Here is a 14,760-nt window from a genome sequence, read left to right as displayed (position 1 = left end):
ATATATCTCCTTCCTTATCATCCAAATCGGGATCGCTATCGGTATCGAAACCCGAAATCAAAACGCATCCCCAGCCTATACTATCCCTGCTGTTTTTCTCAACCGGTTTGTCATCGTACTTTTCTTGCCAGCAAGAAAAGTACGAAAAGAACCGCGCCCTGCGGCTTGGCCACGCCACGGCGTGGCTGCCCTCGCTCCAATAATTTTTCGGCGCGGAAATGAACTCGCGCCGCTTGCAGCGGCACTCAAACAACATTTCCGCTTTTCCCGAAAAATCATTCTCGCTCGGCTGCGCCGCAAAGGGCGGGGGTCGTCGTTGTGGAGACGGGCCGGGGTTAAAACATCAAGGTTTGTAGTGTGCCCGTAAGGGCATTCGGCAGAACATTTTCAAGCGCCTGACGGCGTCACTACAAACAGGGAAACGTCATGAAACGTTTTTCCTCGTTTAGAAACACCAGAGTCCTTCAACCGGCGGTTCAGCTTCGCCGGGTCAGGCCCGGTAATGACAAAGGGGGATCCCCGGGAGCGCCGCACCCCAGTGCGGCATATCCCCCTGCCCGCATTTTGATTCCACCCCCGGCCCTTGAAAAACATCACGCCGCCGTTGCCCCCGCAGGACGAAGAAAGCCCATGGCTGCTATCACTTCTGCGTCATGACGCAGAAGTGATAGCAAACTTTCTGTTGACATTTCAGTACAATAAAATATAGGGTTTTTAAAAGTGAGGGGAAACGGGCGCTTTGCGTTATGACACACAATCAATGTTGGCCCCAGAGAAAGGAACAACTGTGCGCAGAAAAACGATTGCCGGAACAACGCTCCTCGTGCTGTTTGTTGTCTCGGGATGTGCCACGCTCGACAGTGTCCGTACCCAGAATCGCCAGCGCCTGACAGGACTTGAGGTCGGAATGTCGAAGCAAGATGTTCTTGCTCACATGGGCACTGGCACCGTCCGAACTTGGACACCCCCGTGGACTTGTCTATTCCTCGTTCCGCCCATTCCCACTGAGACCATCAACAACCCTTATTCGTCGGAAATTGTGCGACATGGGAAGCAGACGTGGGAGTTGCTCACATACTATACTGACAAGAAGCAGGCTGATGGCGCGCTCACCGACGACGAATTCACGCCCTTGGTCTTCATGGAGGGCAAGCTCATTGGCTGGGGGTGGAGATTCCTGGCCGATGTAGAGGCCCGATACGAGATTAGATTCAGATAGTGGGCCAACAAGACACCTGGACACGTACGCTGAAAGGCCGACGACGGCGCCCTTCCAGCGCCGGCCAGGCGCACCGTTATGCATAAAAATAATGGGGAAGTGATGATGAACTTCGAGGAATTTCAAGCGTGGTTAATAAATAATTTTAACCAAAATACCGAACGTCGGTTCGATACACTCGGGGGGCGATCTTGCTTTTATGTGCGCTATAACAGCAACAGTAAAGTTGTCTCCATAAAACGAAGCACTGGGAATCAGGGTCAATTGAACGATGATCAAATTCGCAAAGTATTCGAAAGATACAATACCGGTTCGCAATCAGAAAGGGATATGACTTCTTTCTATACCGATACTTATTGGGAAAACACACCAGACCGTATTCTGGCACCATACGTTGCAGCAGTGATAAAGACATGGGGTGAAAAAGGACAATGAAAACGGTGTCAAAAAACGGAAAAGGAAAAACTCTTTATATCCAGCTAAGCATATTCCCTTGCGGTAGCGCCGACCCGGGCAAAAACCTTACCATTTCATGCTCTGATAAGGATACGCGTTTCAAGACAACGCTTTCCGATAATGGTTTGAAAAAATTTCGAGAGCAATTACTTGAATTTTACAAAATCCATGTTCTTGAGAAGAATGATGCATAACCAGAAAGCTCAAAGGACAGCCAGAGCAGTCGGATTTTGCATATTCGGGAAAGATTGAACAACAACCAACTTTAATCAAAGTCGGTGGAAGCCCTGGCTGCCATTGGCTTTCGCCGTTGGGTATCATGATATAAATCAAGGCGTTTAAATTATGAACGGTCAAGAAGATACATTCGAACTTCCCCCAAAGATTGACCGATATTTGGCAACGCTTTCGAAATTTTACGGCAAAGAAGGCCAAAGACAAATACAAGAAATCATAGTCAATTCAAGGCCAAGGGTACATGCTGGATGGAGTTATGATAATTGGAACGGTGGCGCACATGGACATGCTCTCTATTTGGCGATTCCTGAATCGATTTATCTAAAAATTGTAAATGGAAAAGCCGATTTGCAATCTGAAATTCGAGAGGGACTCAATAAAATTCACGATATACAAAATGAATTTATTGAAGAAGTCTTTTTTGAGATGGAGGTCCCTGAAGACCACGATTGGCGTAAAGATTCAGGACTGTTGATCACACACAATAGGATCATTCCAGACCCTGTGGCAAGCAGGATATGGGATAAAAATTGCTTTCGTGTTTTTCTTAGTCACAAATCAGAAGTGAAAAAGGAGACTGCTGGGCTAAAAGACAAACTAAAACTTTACGGCATTTCCTGCTTTGTGGCACACGAGGATATTCACCCTACAACAGAGTGGCAAAACGAGATTGAAAATGCTCTCCATACTATGGATTCATTTGTTGCATTATTGACAGATGGATTTCATGACAGCCTTTGGACAGACCAGGAAGTAGGATTTGCTTTTGGTAGGGGTATTCCTATTATTTCAGTAAAATTGGGAAAAGATCCATATGGCTTTATCGGCAAATTTCAAGCGCTAACAAGCACATGGGATAACGCTCCTTTTGAAATTACCAAAATCCTAATAAAGAAGGAGCCGATGCTAAATGCATACATAAATGCAATTCAAGAATGCCCCAATTATGACAGTAGCAATAAGCTTTCAGAATTATTGCCGTTTATAGAAAGACTCACTGAAAGCCAAGTTGAAAAATTAATAAAAGCATTCAATGAGAACGGCCAAGTGCACGATAGCTATGGATTCAATGGGAAAAACCCGAAATATTATGGTGACGGTTTGCCGTACTATTTAAAGCGAACAACCAATATTGATTTTAAGCTTTCGGCACGCGGCAAGATCATAAGGGGTTAAAATTAAGGGAATACCTAATCATGCAAATTCAGCCGACGCAAAAGTAGCGTAGCTAATTTACAGCATTAAAAAATAATAGTGGCTATGCAAATAAAGCCAATAGTGACACGGGCAACTTGTTGCCCGTGCCCGAAGGGCAAGAGGTCTGTCGGTCTCCCTTAGCAGTAGCCGCACTGGGGTGCGGCGCTCCCGGCAGGGGCCATGGGTCACGCCTTTGATACGAATTCCGGCGATACCGGAATTGTGCGGCGCTCCTGCAAATTCCCCCACCTACTTCTCACTCCGCCGAAGAACCGATAATGCGCAGGCCTTCCAGTGTAAGGTTGGGCTCCACCGCTTCGATGGTGGCGGACACCCCGGCAATCAGCGGGGCCAGGCCGCCGGTGGCAATGACCTTGTGGGGCCGGCCCCGCTCCGTGATCATGCGGCTGACAATGCCGTCCACCAGGCCGGCATAACCGAAGATAATGCCGGACTTGATGCTGCCGGCCGTGTCTTTTCCCACCACGGTTTCCGGCACGGTCATCAGGTCCACCCGGGGCAGCTTGGAGGCGTGGCTGAACAGGGCGTCGGCCGAGATGCCGATGCCAGGGGCGATCACCCCGCCCTCGTAGGCGCCGTCCGCGGACACCAGGTCAAAGGTGGTGGCTGTGCCGAAATCCACCACGATCAGGTCGGTTTGATATTTTGCGTGGGCTCCCACCGCGTTGACGATGCGGTCGGCCCCCACCTCCTGGGGATTGGCGTAGCGGATGGTGATGCCCGCGCAGTTGGCCGGGCTTACCCATTGGGGCGTACAGCGCAGGTATTTTTTGCAAAAGGCGCTGTAGATGCGCTCTACCGGCGGCACCACCGAGGCGATCACCGCGCGGGATATGTCGGCCAGAGCCACGGATGATCCGGTAAACAGGCCGGTCAACAGCACGTTGAGTTCGTCTTCGGTGGTGTTGCGTTTCGTGCGGATGCGCCAGTCGCGCACCAGTTTCTGATCCTCAAATATGCCGAAAACAGTGTTGGTGTTTCCAATGTCGATGACCAGCAGCACGGCAATTTCTCCTATTTGTCAGGCGCGTTTTTTATGGCATCGGCCAGCTTCACGGTGATCACTGCGTCGGCCACGTCGTGGACCCGCACGATGTGGGCCCCGCCCAGCACGGCGGCGGTCACCGTGGCCTGGGTGCCCAGCCGCACGGCCGGCGCGTCCACCGGCGCGGGCTGGCCGTCCGGGCCGGTAAGGGTCTTGCGGATAAACGCCTTGCGCGAGGTGCCGATCAGCAGGGGCAGGCCCAGGCTCTCAAAGGCGGAAAGGTTTTTGATCAGGGTAAGATTGTGGTCCAGGTTTTTGCCGAACCCGATGCCCGGATCCACGATGATTTTTGCCCGGTCCACGCCGGCGGCCCCGGCCCTGTCCGCGGCTGCTTTAAGAAAGGCCATCACCTCGCGGGTGACATCTTCATAAGCGGGGGCCTGCTGCATGGTTTTGGGGTTGCCCTGCATGTGCATCAGGATCACCGGCACCCCGGCATCTGCGGCCAGGCCGGCCATGGCTGAATCAAAGGTCAGGGCGCTGACGTCGTTGATGATAGAGGCCCCGGCATCCAGGGCGGCTCTGGCCACGGACGCCTTGTTGGTGTCGATGGAGATGGGAATATCGATCTCTTTGACCAGCCGTTCGATCACCGGCAGGACCCGTTGCTTTTCTTCCTCTTCGGTTACCGGGTCGGAAAATGGGCGGGTGGATTCGCCGCCGATGTCCAGAATGTCCGCGCCTTCGGCTGCCATGCGCCGGGCATGGGTGACGGCCCGGTCAAAGGTGGCAAACCGGCCTCCGTCGGAAAAGGAGTCCGGCGTGACATTCAGAATACCCATCACCAGGGTGCGGCGGCCCAGCTCCAGCCGGTGGTCGCCCCACGACAGCGTAAAAAGACTCATGGCGATTATGTTTTGTCCTCTTCTTCCGGTTCTTCTGGTTCGGTGCCGGTAGCCTCCGGGGCCTTCTCCGCCGGTTCGGACGGCTTCGCCGGCTTTTCCTCCGGCATGTCGTCGTCCGACGGCACGGAAAGCTCGATGTCCGGCCGCAGGGACCGGATCAGCTCATCCAGTTCCGGCCCCAGCACGGTCTCTTTTTCGATCAGCAGGTCTGCCAGCGCGTGCAGGATATCCACATTCGCTTTCAGCAGGCGCCGGGCCGTGTCATAGGCGGACTTGATGATCCGCTCCACCTCCGCGTCGATGCGCCGGGCCGTGTCTTCCGAGTAGTCCCGGTGCTGGGATATCTCCCGGCCCAGAAATATCTGCTCCTCGTTGGCCGAGTAGGAGAGCAGGCCCAGATTTTCGCTCATGCCCCACTCCCGCACCATCTTCTGGGCCAGGGCCGTGGCCTGCTTGATGTCGTTGGCCGCGCCCGTGCTGATCCGGTTGAAGATGATCTCCTCGGCGATGCGGCCGCCGAAAGAGATGGCCAGCTCGCTTTCCAGCTGGTCCTTGAACCGAAAGTCCCGCTCTTCGGGCAGAAACCATGTGACGCCGGCGGCCCGCCCCCTTGGAATGATGGTGATCTTGTTGACCGTGTCGGTGTCGGGAAGGAGCCGGGCCACGATGGCATGGCCCCCTTCGTGGTAGGCGGTCATCTTCTTGTCTTCTTCCTTGATCACCTTGGACTTGCGCTCAAGGCCCATGTACACCTTGTCCTTGGCGTCTTCAAAGTCCACCATTTCAACCTTTTCCTTGTTGCGCTTGGCGGCAAACAGGGCCGCCTCGTTGACCAGGTTCTCCAGGTCGGCGCCGGAAAAACCGGGGGTTCCCTTGGCCAGGTTGTTGACCTTGACGTCGTCGGCCGCGGGAATTTTTTTGATATAGACGTCCAGGATGGCCCGGCGGCCCCGAATGTCGGGCAGGGGCACCACCACCTGCCGGTCGAAGCGGCCCGGCCGCAGCAGGGCCGGGTCCAGCACGTCCGGACGGTTGGTGGCCGAGATCAGGATCACGCCCTCGTTGGACTCAAACCCGTCCATCTCCACCAGCAGCTGGTTCAAGGTCTGCTCCCGCTCGTCGTGCCCGCCGCCCAGGCCGGCCCCGCGGTGGCGACCCACGGCATCGATTTCATCAATATAGATGATGCAGGGCGCGTTCTTTTTGCCCTGAAGAAACAGGTCCCGGACCCGGGAGGCACCCACGCCCACGAACATCTCGACAAAATCCGAGCCGCTGATGCTGAAAAAGGGGACTCCGGCCTCGCCGGCAATGGCCCTTGCCAGCAGGGTCTTGCCCGTGCCCGGCGCGCCCACCAGCAGCACGCCCTTGGGAATACGGCCCCCCAGCCGGGTGAACTTCTGGGGGTCCCGCAGAAACTCGATGATTTCGCCCACTTCTTCTTTGACTTCGTCGATGCCGGCCACGTCGGCAAAGGTGACCTTGTTGGCCCCTTCGGAGAGGAGCCGGGCCCGGCTTTTGCCGAAGGAGAGGGCCTTGCCGCCGCCGGACTGCATCTGTCGCATGAAATAGATCCATATGCCGATCAGCAGGATCATGGGCAGCCAGGAGATCAGGGCCGTGATAAACCACGGGGCTTCGGCCGGGGGCTTGGCCTCAATGGCGATGCCCTTGGCCCGCAGGGTGGGGATCAGGTCCTGATCTTCCGGCATGTAAACACTGAACCGCTCACCGGTGTCACTGGTGGCCCGCAGGGTCTGGCCCTGAATCAGCACATCCTTGACCTTGCCGTTGTCCACCATGTAGAGAAAATCACTGTAGCCGATGGTGCGCTCCAGGTTCTGCTGCTGATTGAACATGTTGTAAAGCATGACCATCACCAGAATGATGACCAGCCACAGCGCCATGTTTTTCGAAAACTGATTCAATGGAGAATCCTCCAACATGCTTGATTTGTAATTAAAGTGCAAATAAACACAAAAGGCCTTGCAAAACACAGGCAGTTCAAAATATCATCGGGCCTTTGAAAAAGGCAAGCAAAAACAAAATTCAAGCCCTGTGAGGGCCGGCGGCAAAAAGCGATTCCCTCTTTTTAGGGAAGGGATTGCCGGACGACCGGCTGCCAAAATCGGTGCAGACGGCCGGAAAAGATAAATTTTTTTCTTGCATTTGCCCGTTGCGCTATATAGTATAAAAAATTTTGAAAAAATAGAAACACAGGTGTTGTCGGACGACAACGGGAACCGGCCGGATACAACAGGCCATGTGTCCGTGACTGATCCTGAATAAATCCATGAACAAAAGGAGGTCGGCATAGCTAGGGATACGAAACAGACACCCAATATCAACAGGGAAATTCGGGCCAGGGAGGTCCGGCTGATCGACGCCGAAGGCAATCAGCTCGGGGTTGTTCCCATGCACCGCGCCATTGCCGCGGCCGAGGATGTGGGGCTTGATCTGGTGGAGGTATCGCCCAATGTGGACCCGCCGGTCTGCAAGATAATGGATTATGGGCGTTACAAGTACGAGCAGACGAAAAAACAACACGAGGCAAAGAAAAAACAGGCCTCGTTCCAGATAAAAGAGATAAAGGTAAGGCCGAAAACCGACACCCACGACCTCAACACAAAAATCGGCGCCATGCGCAAGTTTCTGGACCGGAAGGACAAGGTCAAGGTGACGGTGTTTTTTCGGGGCCGGGAGATCACCCTTTCCGCAAAAGGAATGAACCTGCTTCAGGAGATCGCCCAGCAGGTGGAGGATGTGGCGGTGGTGGAGCACGCGCCCCGGTTTGAAGGCCGCAGCCTGTTCATGATCCTGGCGCCTAAGGTGTAGCCGGCGTGTTTTATTATAAAAGTTGAGATTACCGGCCCTTGCCGGGCATACCATATTATAGTGAGGAGTTTGAGCGATGCAGAAGATAAAGACAAACCGTTCGGCTGCCAAGCGGTTCAAGCGGACAAAATCAGGCAAGTTTGTCTATTCCAAGTCCCACGGCAGTCACATTTTGACCAAAAAGAACCGCAAGCGGAAGCGGTCGCTTCGGAAAAGCCATATTCTGGACAGCAGCAACAACAAGGAATTAAAGCGCCTGCTTCCCGGCATGTAGGCTGGCCGCTTCGGCGGTGCGGGGCAGGACCATGAAACAGGAGTAAGAACCATGCGAATCAAAAGAGGATTCAAGGCGAGACATCGCCGTAAAAAGATTTTAAAGCTTGCCAAGGGATTCCGGGGCGGGCACAGCAAGCTGTTCAAGACGGCGAAAAACACCGTTGACAAGGCCCTGGGTTATGCCTACCGGGACCGCAAGCAGCGCAAGCGGGATTTCCGGCGGTTGTGGATCGCCCGCATCAACGCGGCCGTGCGCATGCACAGCCTGAGCTACAGCCGTTTCATGCACGGCCTGAAAAAGGCCGGTGTGGAGCTGGACAGAAAAGTGCTGGCCGAGCTGGCCATATCCGACCCCTCTGGTTTTTCCAAAGTGGTGGCGGTAGCGGCGGAACAGCAATAACGGTTCGGCCGTTTTACGGCAGGCACAGGAAGTGATGCGAGAGAAACGCGGCGGACATAACCGGAACGCCGCGTTTCGGCGTCATGCGGCAAAAACAGGTTACGGCCTTTTGATCAACAGGCGGCACGGCAGGTGACGGAATCTCTTGACGGCATAAAAGAGCGGGCCTTGCGGGAAATCGCGTCAGCCCGCGACACGGAAACCCTTCAGTCCGTGTCCGTGAAATATCTGGGCCGCAAAGGCGCGGTCACCCTTTTTCTGCGGAACCTCTCGCAACTGCCGGCCGAAGAGCGGCCCCGGGCCGGACAGGCGGCCAACCAGGTCAAACAGGACTTGCAGGCGGCCCTGGACCGGGCCACCGAACAGATTGCCGCGGATTCAGCCGCTGTTGACGGCATTGATGTCTCCCTTCCTGGCCGGCCGGTTTCCCGGGGCACCCTGCATCCCATCACGCGCATCACCCGTCGTATCTGCGAGATTTTCGGCCGCATGGGCTTCGATGTGGTGGAAGGCCCGGAAATTGAGACCGACTACTACAATTTCGAGGCCCTCAACATTCCCAAGCACCATCCTGCCCGGGACATGCAGGACACTTTTTATATCTCCGACAACGTGGTGCTGCGCACCCACACCTCCCCCACTCAGCCCAGGGTCATGGAAAAAACGGCCCCGCCGCTGCGCATCATCGCGCCGGGCAAAGTGTACCGGTGCGACTCCGATGTGACCCACACCCCCATGTTTCACCAGGTGGAAGGACTCATGGTGGACCGGAATGTCTCCTTCGGCGATCTGAAAGGGATACTGACCCTTTTTATTCACCGGATGTTTGACCCGGAGACCAGCCTGCGGTTCCGGCCCAGCTATTTTCCCTTTACCGAGCCCAGCGCCGAGGTGGACATTCGCTGCGTGGCCTGCCGGGGCAAGGGATGCCGAATCTGCTCTCACACGGGCTGGCTGGAAATCCTGGGTGCCGGCATGGTGCACCCGGCGGTGTTTGAAAAGGCGGGATACGACACGCAGGCCTATACGGGCTTTGCCTTCGGCATGGGAGTGGAGCGGATCGCCATGCTCAAGTACAACATCGACGACACCCGCAAATTCTTCGAAAACGATACCCGGTTTTTAAGGCAATTCTAAATGAAAGTCAGCCTTCACTGGTTGCAGGAATATGTTCCCGTAACACTGAGCCCCGCGGACCTTGCCGAGGCCCTGACCATGGCCGGCCTGGAAGTGGAGGCCGTGTCCGACCGGTATGCCGGCCTGGACACGGTGGTCACCGGAAAGGTGACCCGTGTCTCTTCCCACCCGGACGCGGACCGTCTCACCGTCTGCCAGGTGGAGACCGGGGACCGGCCCCTGACCATCGTGTGCGGGGCCCCCAATGTGAAGGAAGGCATGGTGGCCGCCGTGGCCCTGCCGGGCACCGAACTTCCCGGCGGACTGGCGGTTCGAAAAAGCAAAATACGGGGTGTGGCTTCCGAAGGCATGCTGTGCAGCGCCGTGGAGCTCGGTATCGGTGAAGACGGCGCCGGGATTCTCTCTCTGGACGGCGCCACGCCTGTGGGCATTCCGGCGACCCGGGCCCTGAACCTTTTCGACACGGTGCTGGAGATTGATCTGACCCCCAACCGGGCCGACTGTCTCAGCATGATCGGCGTGGCCCGTGAAGTGGCGGCCCTGTCCGGCGGCCGAGTCGCAAGACCTGTTTCTTCGGTGCCGGAAGCCGCCGGCGACGTGGCCGATTACGCGTCGATTGTTATTGAAGAGCCGGACCTCTGTCCCCGGTACACGGCCCGTGTGGTCCTGGATGTCACGGTGGGGCCTTCCCCCTTCTGGCTGCAGGACCGACTGCGCTCCGTGGGATTAAAGCCCATTAACAGCGTGGTGGACATCACCAACTTCGTGATGATGGAAACCGGCCAGCCCCTTCACGCTTTTGACCTGGACCGCCTTTCCGGAAACCGCATTGTCGTGCGCCGGGCCGGGGCCGGGGAGCGTTTTGTCACGCTGGATGACAAGGAACGAGTCCTTTCCGACGACATGCTCATGATCTGTGACGCCGAAAAGCCGGTGGCCGTGGCCGGTGTCATGGGCGGCCTTAATTCTGAAATTGTTCCCACCACCCGGCGGGTGCTGATTGAAAGCGCCTGCTTTGCCGCTCCTTCCATTCGCAAAACCGCCAAGACCCTGGGTCTGGCCAGTGACGCGTCCCACCGCTTTGAGCGGGGCGTGGACCCGGAGGGAACGGAGTTTGCCGTTGACCGGGCGGCCCGGCTCATGGCCGAGGTGGCCGGTGGAAAACCGGCCAGGGGAGTGATTGACAACCATCCGCGGCCGGCCGGCGAAAAACGGATTGCCCTGGGCATCGGTGACACCAACCGCCGGCTGGGTACGTCTCTGGGAGCCGAGGATGTGGCCCGGCTGCTGGCATCGGTGGAACTTCTTTCGGAACCGGAGGACAACGACCGCCTCACCGTTACGGTGCCGTCGTTTCGTGTGGATATCGACCGGCCCGAAGACCTCATAGAAGAGGTGGCCCGGCTCTGGGGATACAACAACATTGCCGTGAGTTTTCCCGTGATTCCGGTCAGTGGCAGGCTGCCCTCAGGAGCGCTGGCCCGGCGGATTCGCGTCAAGGAGGCAATGGTGGGCTTCGGTTTTGCCGAAGTGGTCAACTACAGTTTTATCGGCGCCGACGCCTGCAGCAGCATGCGTTTTGCGGCCGGCACCGCCGAAGACAGCCCCATTCCGATTCTCAATCCCCTGTCCCAGGACCAGGCCGTGATGCGGACCTCTCTGGTGCCCGGGCTTTTGAAAAACACCCGGGACAACATTTTTCAGCAGGAAAAGACCATTCGCCTGTTTGAAACCGGCAAGGTGTTTCTGCCCCAACCCGGTCAGGAGCTGCCCGACGAGCCGGAAATGCTGGCCGGTCTCTGGTCCGGAGCCCGGCAGCCCCGCACATGGCTCACCATGGAAGAGCGGTGCGACTTCTACGACATCAAGGGGGTGCTGGAAGCCCTGATCTCCGCCCTTGACCTGGAAACCTCTTTTTCCGCCCTGGCCGCCGACCAGTGCCGGTACACCCTTGCCGGCCGGACCGCCCGGGTGATGATCGGTGAAACAGCGGTGGGCCTGGCCGGGGAGGTGCGGCCCGATGTGCTGGAGTCCTTTGGCGTCAGGCAGCCGGTTTTTGTTTTTGAAATCAATCTTTCCACGCTGTTTCCCATGATCACGGACGAAAGGTGTGCCCGGCCCATTTCCCGGTTCCCCTCCGTGTCCCGGGATATTACCCTGATCGTGGCCAGTACCGTGGAGGCCGCCGACCTGTTGAAAAGCCTTGCCATGCAGGGCCAGTCCCTGATAGAACAGATGTATCTGATGGATGTTTACGAAGGGGACCCGATCCCTTCGGGAAAGAAAAGCCTCTCCATACGGGTTGTCTACCGGTCTTTTGAAAAAACGCTGAAAGACGCGTTTGTCAACCGGATTCACACGGAGACAACCGAGGCGCTGGTCAAGGCGTTTAACGCCGAGCTGCCCGGTTAACGGTGTTTCTTTCCCGGCGACACAAACAGCGGGGCGGTCATGTCGACACAGGACGAAACGAAACCCACCGGGCCGTTGCTTTTTCCCGAACCCGCCGACAGGGTGGAAATTCCCGATAAGCTCTATTTCAGAATCGGCGAGGTATGCCGGATCACCGGGGTGGCGGCCCATGTGCTGCGGTTCTGGGAGTCCGAGTTCCCCCAGATCCGCCCGGGCAGGACCGAGGCGGGCCAGCGGCTTTACAGCCGGTCCGATATCGAGCGGGTTCTCAGCATAAAACATCTTCTTTATAATCAAAAGTTTACCATCAAAGGTGCTCGGCGCTATCTCGGTGCCGGCGCCAAAGCGGATCACGCGCCCCGCCTGTTTCAGGAGGTCGTTGACCAGCTCCTGGCCATTCGAGATATTCTGAGTTAAACCAGATTATTATTTTGTCTTGACATTTAATTTTTTTTATCATACACCTCTTTACTCAGAGCGGGCATAGCTCAGTTGGTAGAGTACAAGCTTCCCAAGCTTGGTGTCGCGAGTTCGAGTCTCGTTGCCCGCTCCAGGCGATGTTGCAAAGACCGCCACTGGTCGTTTCACGGTCGTCAGGACGACCGGCACCGGCCGAAAGCAGGAAATCAGTTATCTGGGTTGGGTGGAAACGGGCAAACGCCCGTTTTTTATTTGACTAAGAAGGAAGAAGAGCACCGTGATGTGTGTGCAGAACAGCGGTTCCGACGCAGGCGCCATTCAGCCGGCAACGCCTCGCCTCATGGGCGGCGGCAACCCGGTGGTCGCCCAGATGTGGAAGCTGGTGGAGCCGGTCTGTTCGGCAGAGGGCATGGAGCTGGTGTTTGTTGAATTTAATAAAGAGAGCCAGGGCCGGGTGCTGCGGCTCTACCTGGCAAGCGGGGTTCCCGACAGGGGTGTCACGCTGGAGGATTGCGCCGGAATCAGCCGGCAGGTCAACGGGCTTCTGGATGTGTACCTGCCGGAGCTTGATAACTATACGCTGGAGGTCTCTTCCGCCGGGCTGGAGCGGCCTTTGGCAAAAGAGATCGACTTTGAGCGGTTTGCCGGCAGCCGGGTAAAAATCCGGACGGCGGCGCCGGTGTCGGACCGGAAAAATTTTACGGGTATTCTGCTTGGCGTTTCCGACGGCAACGTCAGGCTCATGGTGGACGACAAGACGTTTGTCATTCCCTATGGGGAGATTACCAGGGCAAAACTTGTGAACGAAGACGGAGTCAGCCAATGATCATACAGGACGTGAAACGTGTTGTAGAACAGGTCAGCCGGGACAAGGGCATTGACAGGGACACTCTTGTGAAGGCCCTTGAAGAGGCCATCAAGTCTGCGGCTCGGAAGCGGTATGGCGCGGCTATCGATATCGAAACCATGTATGATGAGGATACCGGCGAAATTGAGATATTCCAGTTCAAGGAGGTGGTTGAAACCGTCCAGGACCCGGATCTGCAGATCACGTTTGTGGAGGGCAGGGCCCTGGATCCGGAGTGTGAACTGGGAGACAGCCTCGGTGTGAAGATGGACACGCAGTCCTTTGGCCGTATCGCGGCCCAGTCGGCCAAGCAGGTTATTATTCAGAAGATGCGGGAGGCGGAGCGAAGCGCGGTCTACAAGAATTTCGTGGAAAAAGAGGGTGAGATCATCAACGGTATCGTCTCCCGCATGGAGCGCGGTAACGTGATTGTCAATATCGGCGAGGCCGAGGCGATTCTTAACTCCCGGGAACAGATTCCCGGCGAAGGCTACCGCCGGGGGGACAGGGTGCGGGCCAATGTGATGAAAGTGCTTGAGGAGACCGCCGGCCCCCAGATTATCCTGTCCCGGGCCCATCCGGATTTTGTGGTCAATCTCTTCAAGACGGAAGTGCCGGAAATCAGCGAAGGTATCATTACCATCAAGGCCATTGCCCGGGAGGCCGGCGGGCGGACCAAGATCGCTGTGGTTTCCAACGACATGGATATCGACCCGGTGGGTGCCTGCGTGGGGGTCCGGGGCAACCGGATTCAGAACGTGGTCAAGGAGCTCAAAGGGGAAAAGATCGATATCGTTCCCTGGAACCCGGACCCGGCCAAGTTCGTCTGCAACGCGCTTTCTCCGGCAGAGATAGCCCGTGTGATCATCGACGAGGACAATGCGGCCATGGAGATCATCGTGCCCGACGAGTCCCACTCTCTTGCCATCGGCCGAAGAGGGCAGAATGTGCGGCTTGCCTCCAAGCTGACCGGCTGGCACCTTGATGTACAGAGCGAGTCCATATACACCCAGGCCATGGAACGGGGGTATGACACGCTTCTTCAGATACCCGGTGTGGATGGGTCCCTGGCAAATGCGCTGTGTGAAGTCGGGTTTTTCTCGGCGGATGATATTTCCGGTGCCGCGGTTGATGACCTGATTGAACTGGAAGGCATTGATGAAGCCTCGGCAAAGGCGTTGATCCGTGACGCGGTCAAGGTTGCGGAGCAGGCAGCCAGGGAGCAGGCAATCAGGGAGAAAGCAGCCAAAGAGCAGGCAGCCAAAGAACAGGCAGCCAGGGTGCAGGCGGCAGAAGAAGCATCTCCGGCGCCAGATGAAGAAGCGCCGAATAAAGAGGCGCCGGATAACGACATTGCGCCAGCCGGAGAGACCCCGGCGGATGACGGCCATGAGCCGGTATAACGGCGGAAAC

The 14,760-nt window shown here is 56.6% G+C and carries 14 protein-coding genes and 1 tRNA gene; 12 read left to right on the top strand and 3 right to left on the bottom strand.

The window, feature by feature from the left end:
• Nucleotides 1–760: 760 nt before the first annotated feature.
• From DOLE_RS18815 to DOLE_RS15680, 3 genes are all read left to right on the top strand, one after another.
• The gene (locus DOLE_RS18815; protein ID WP_083766633.1) at nucleotides 761–1,219 is read left to right on the top strand and encodes a DUF3192 domain-containing protein; all 459 of its coding nucleotides are present in this window, start codon (nucleotides 761–763) and stop codon (nucleotides 1,217–1,219) included.
• 78 nt (nucleotides 1,220–1,297) lie between these two features.
• On the top strand, nucleotides 1,298–1,654 hold the full coding sequence (locus tag DOLE_RS15690; RefSeq protein WP_041280637.1) for a hypothetical protein: 357 nt from the start codon (nucleotides 1,298–1,300) through the stop codon (nucleotides 1,652–1,654).
• 366 nt (nucleotides 1,655–2,020) lie between these two features.
• Nucleotides 2,021–3,088 carry a toll/interleukin-1 receptor domain-containing protein gene (locus DOLE_RS15680; RefSeq protein WP_041280635.1) on the top strand — a complete coding sequence of 356 codons (1,068 nt, stop codon included), beginning with the start codon at nucleotides 2,021–2,023 and terminating at the stop codon, nucleotides 3,086–3,088.
• A gap of 277 nt (nucleotides 3,089–3,365) precedes the next feature.
• Here the strand turns inward: DOLE_RS15680 and DOLE_RS15675 are convergent, their stop codons facing one another.
• The 3 genes from DOLE_RS15675 to ftsH are packed head-to-tail and all read right to left on the bottom strand — an operon-like array spanning nucleotide 3,366 to nucleotide 6,948.
• Nucleotides 3,366–4,133 (bottom strand): type III pantothenate kinase, encoded by a 768-nt coding sequence (locus DOLE_RS15675; RefSeq protein WP_012176460.1) that lies wholly within the window; start codon nucleotides 4,131–4,133, stop codon nucleotides 3,366–3,368.
• A gap of 11 nt (nucleotides 4,134–4,144) precedes the next feature.
• Complete coding sequence (gene folP / locus DOLE_RS15670) at nucleotides 4,145–5,020, bottom strand: dihydropteroate synthase (RefSeq protein WP_012176459.1); 876 nt, start codon at nucleotides 5,018–5,020, stop codon at nucleotides 4,145–4,147.
• A gap of 5 nt (nucleotides 5,021–5,025) precedes the next feature.
• Nucleotides 5,026–6,948 (bottom strand): ATP-dependent zinc metalloprotease FtsH, encoded by a 1,923-nt coding sequence (gene ftsH / locus DOLE_RS15665; protein WP_041280634.1) that lies wholly within the window; start codon nucleotides 6,946–6,948, stop codon nucleotides 5,026–5,028.
• A 361-nt stretch (nucleotides 6,949–7,309) separates the two neighbouring features.
• Here ftsH and infC point away from each other — a divergent pair, with 361 nt between their 5' ends.
• The 9 genes from infC to nusA all read left to right on the top strand — a co-directional run bounded on the left by infC (nucleotide 7,310) and on the right by nusA (nucleotide 14,750).
• Entirely contained in the window at nucleotides 7,310–7,855 is a 546-nt protein-coding gene (gene infC, locus DOLE_RS15660; RefSeq protein ID WP_332306763.1) for a translation initiation factor IF-3, read from the top strand.
• A gap of 76 nt (nucleotides 7,856–7,931) precedes the next feature.
• Nucleotides 7,932–8,129: a 50S ribosomal protein L35 gene (gene rpmI / locus DOLE_RS15655; protein ID WP_012176456.1), complete on the top strand. Its 198-nt coding sequence runs from the start codon at nucleotides 7,932–7,934 to the stop codon at nucleotides 8,127–8,129.
• Between the two features lie 51 nt (nucleotides 8,130–8,180).
• On the top strand, nucleotides 8,181–8,531 hold the full coding sequence (rplT, locus tag DOLE_RS15650) for a 50S ribosomal protein L20 (protein ID WP_012176455.1): 351 nt from the start codon (nucleotides 8,181–8,183) through the stop codon (nucleotides 8,529–8,531).
• A gap of 132 nt (nucleotides 8,532–8,663) precedes the next feature.
• Nucleotides 8,664–9,668, top strand: coding sequence for a phenylalanine--tRNA ligase subunit alpha (gene pheS, locus DOLE_RS15645; RefSeq protein ID WP_012176454.1), 1,005 nt, complete (start codon nucleotides 8,664–8,666; stop codon nucleotides 9,666–9,668).
• Nucleotides 9,669–12,080, top strand: coding sequence for a phenylalanine--tRNA ligase subunit beta (gene pheT / locus DOLE_RS15640; RefSeq protein WP_012176453.1), 2,412 nt, complete (start codon nucleotides 9,669–9,671; stop codon nucleotides 12,078–12,080).
• 39 nt (nucleotides 12,081–12,119) lie between these two features.
• Nucleotides 12,120–12,497, top strand: a complete 378-nt coding sequence (locus DOLE_RS15635; RefSeq protein ID WP_012176452.1) for a MerR family transcriptional regulator — start codon at nucleotides 12,120–12,122, stop codon at nucleotides 12,495–12,497.
• A 60-nt stretch (nucleotides 12,498–12,557) separates the two neighbouring features.
• Nucleotides 12,558–12,633: transfer RNA gene (locus tag DOLE_RS15630), tRNA-Gly, on the top strand.
• Nucleotides 12,634–12,780: 147 nt separating this feature from the next.
• Nucleotides 12,781–13,326 (top strand): ribosome maturation factor RimP, encoded by a 546-nt coding sequence (locus DOLE_RS15625; RefSeq protein ID WP_012176451.1) that lies wholly within the window; start codon nucleotides 12,781–12,783, stop codon nucleotides 13,324–13,326.
• Entirely contained in the window at nucleotides 13,323–14,750 is a 1,428-nt protein-coding gene (nusA, locus tag DOLE_RS15620; protein ID WP_012176450.1) for a transcription termination factor NusA, read from the top strand. Before DOLE_RS15625 ends, nusA begins: the two co-directional genes overlap by 4 nt.
• Nucleotides 14,751–14,760: the final 10 nt, after the last annotated feature.

The sequence above is a fragment of the Desulfosudis oleivorans Hxd3 genome (assembly GCF_000018405.1).
Classification (GTDB): Bacteria; Desulfobacterota; Desulfobacteria; order Desulfobacterales; family Desulfosudaceae; genus Desulfosudis; species Desulfosudis oleivorans.
The sequence above is the reverse complement of the archived record's forward strand: the minus strand, read 5'-3'. Positions and strand labels throughout refer to the sequence as shown.

Coding starts and splice junctions, on each gene's coding strand:
- DOLE_RS18815 (WP_083766633.1), top strand. CDS start 761: ATGTTGGCCCCAGAGAAAGGAACAACTGTGCGCAGAAAAACGATTGCC.
- DOLE_RS15690 (WP_041280637.1), top strand. CDS start 1,298: ATGCATAAAAATAATGGGGAAGTGATGATGAACTTCGAGGAATTTCAA.
- DOLE_RS15680 (WP_041280635.1), top strand. CDS start 2,021: ATGAACGGTCAAGAAGATACATTCGAACTTCCCCCAAAGATTGACCGA.
- folP (WP_012176459.1), bottom strand. CDS start 5,020: ATGAGTCTTTTTACGCTGTCGTGGGGCGACCACCGGCTGGAGCTGGGC.
- rpmI (WP_012176456.1), top strand. CDS start 7,932: ATGCAGAAGATAAAGACAAACCGTTCGGCTGCCAAGCGGTTCAAGCGG.
- rplT (WP_012176455.1), top strand. CDS start 8,181: ATGCGAATCAAAAGAGGATTCAAGGCGAGACATCGCCGTAAAAAGATT.
- pheT (WP_012176453.1), top strand. CDS start 9,669: ATGAAAGTCAGCCTTCACTGGTTGCAGGAATATGTTCCCGTAACACTG.
- DOLE_RS15635 (WP_012176452.1), top strand. CDS start 12,120: ATGTCGACACAGGACGAAACGAAACCCACCGGGCCGTTGCTTTTTCCC.
- DOLE_RS15625 (WP_012176451.1), top strand. CDS start 12,781: ATGTGTGTGCAGAACAGCGGTTCCGACGCAGGCGCCATTCAGCCGGCA.
- nusA (WP_012176450.1), top strand. CDS start 13,323: ATGATCATACAGGACGTGAAACGTGTTGTAGAACAGGTCAGCCGGGAC.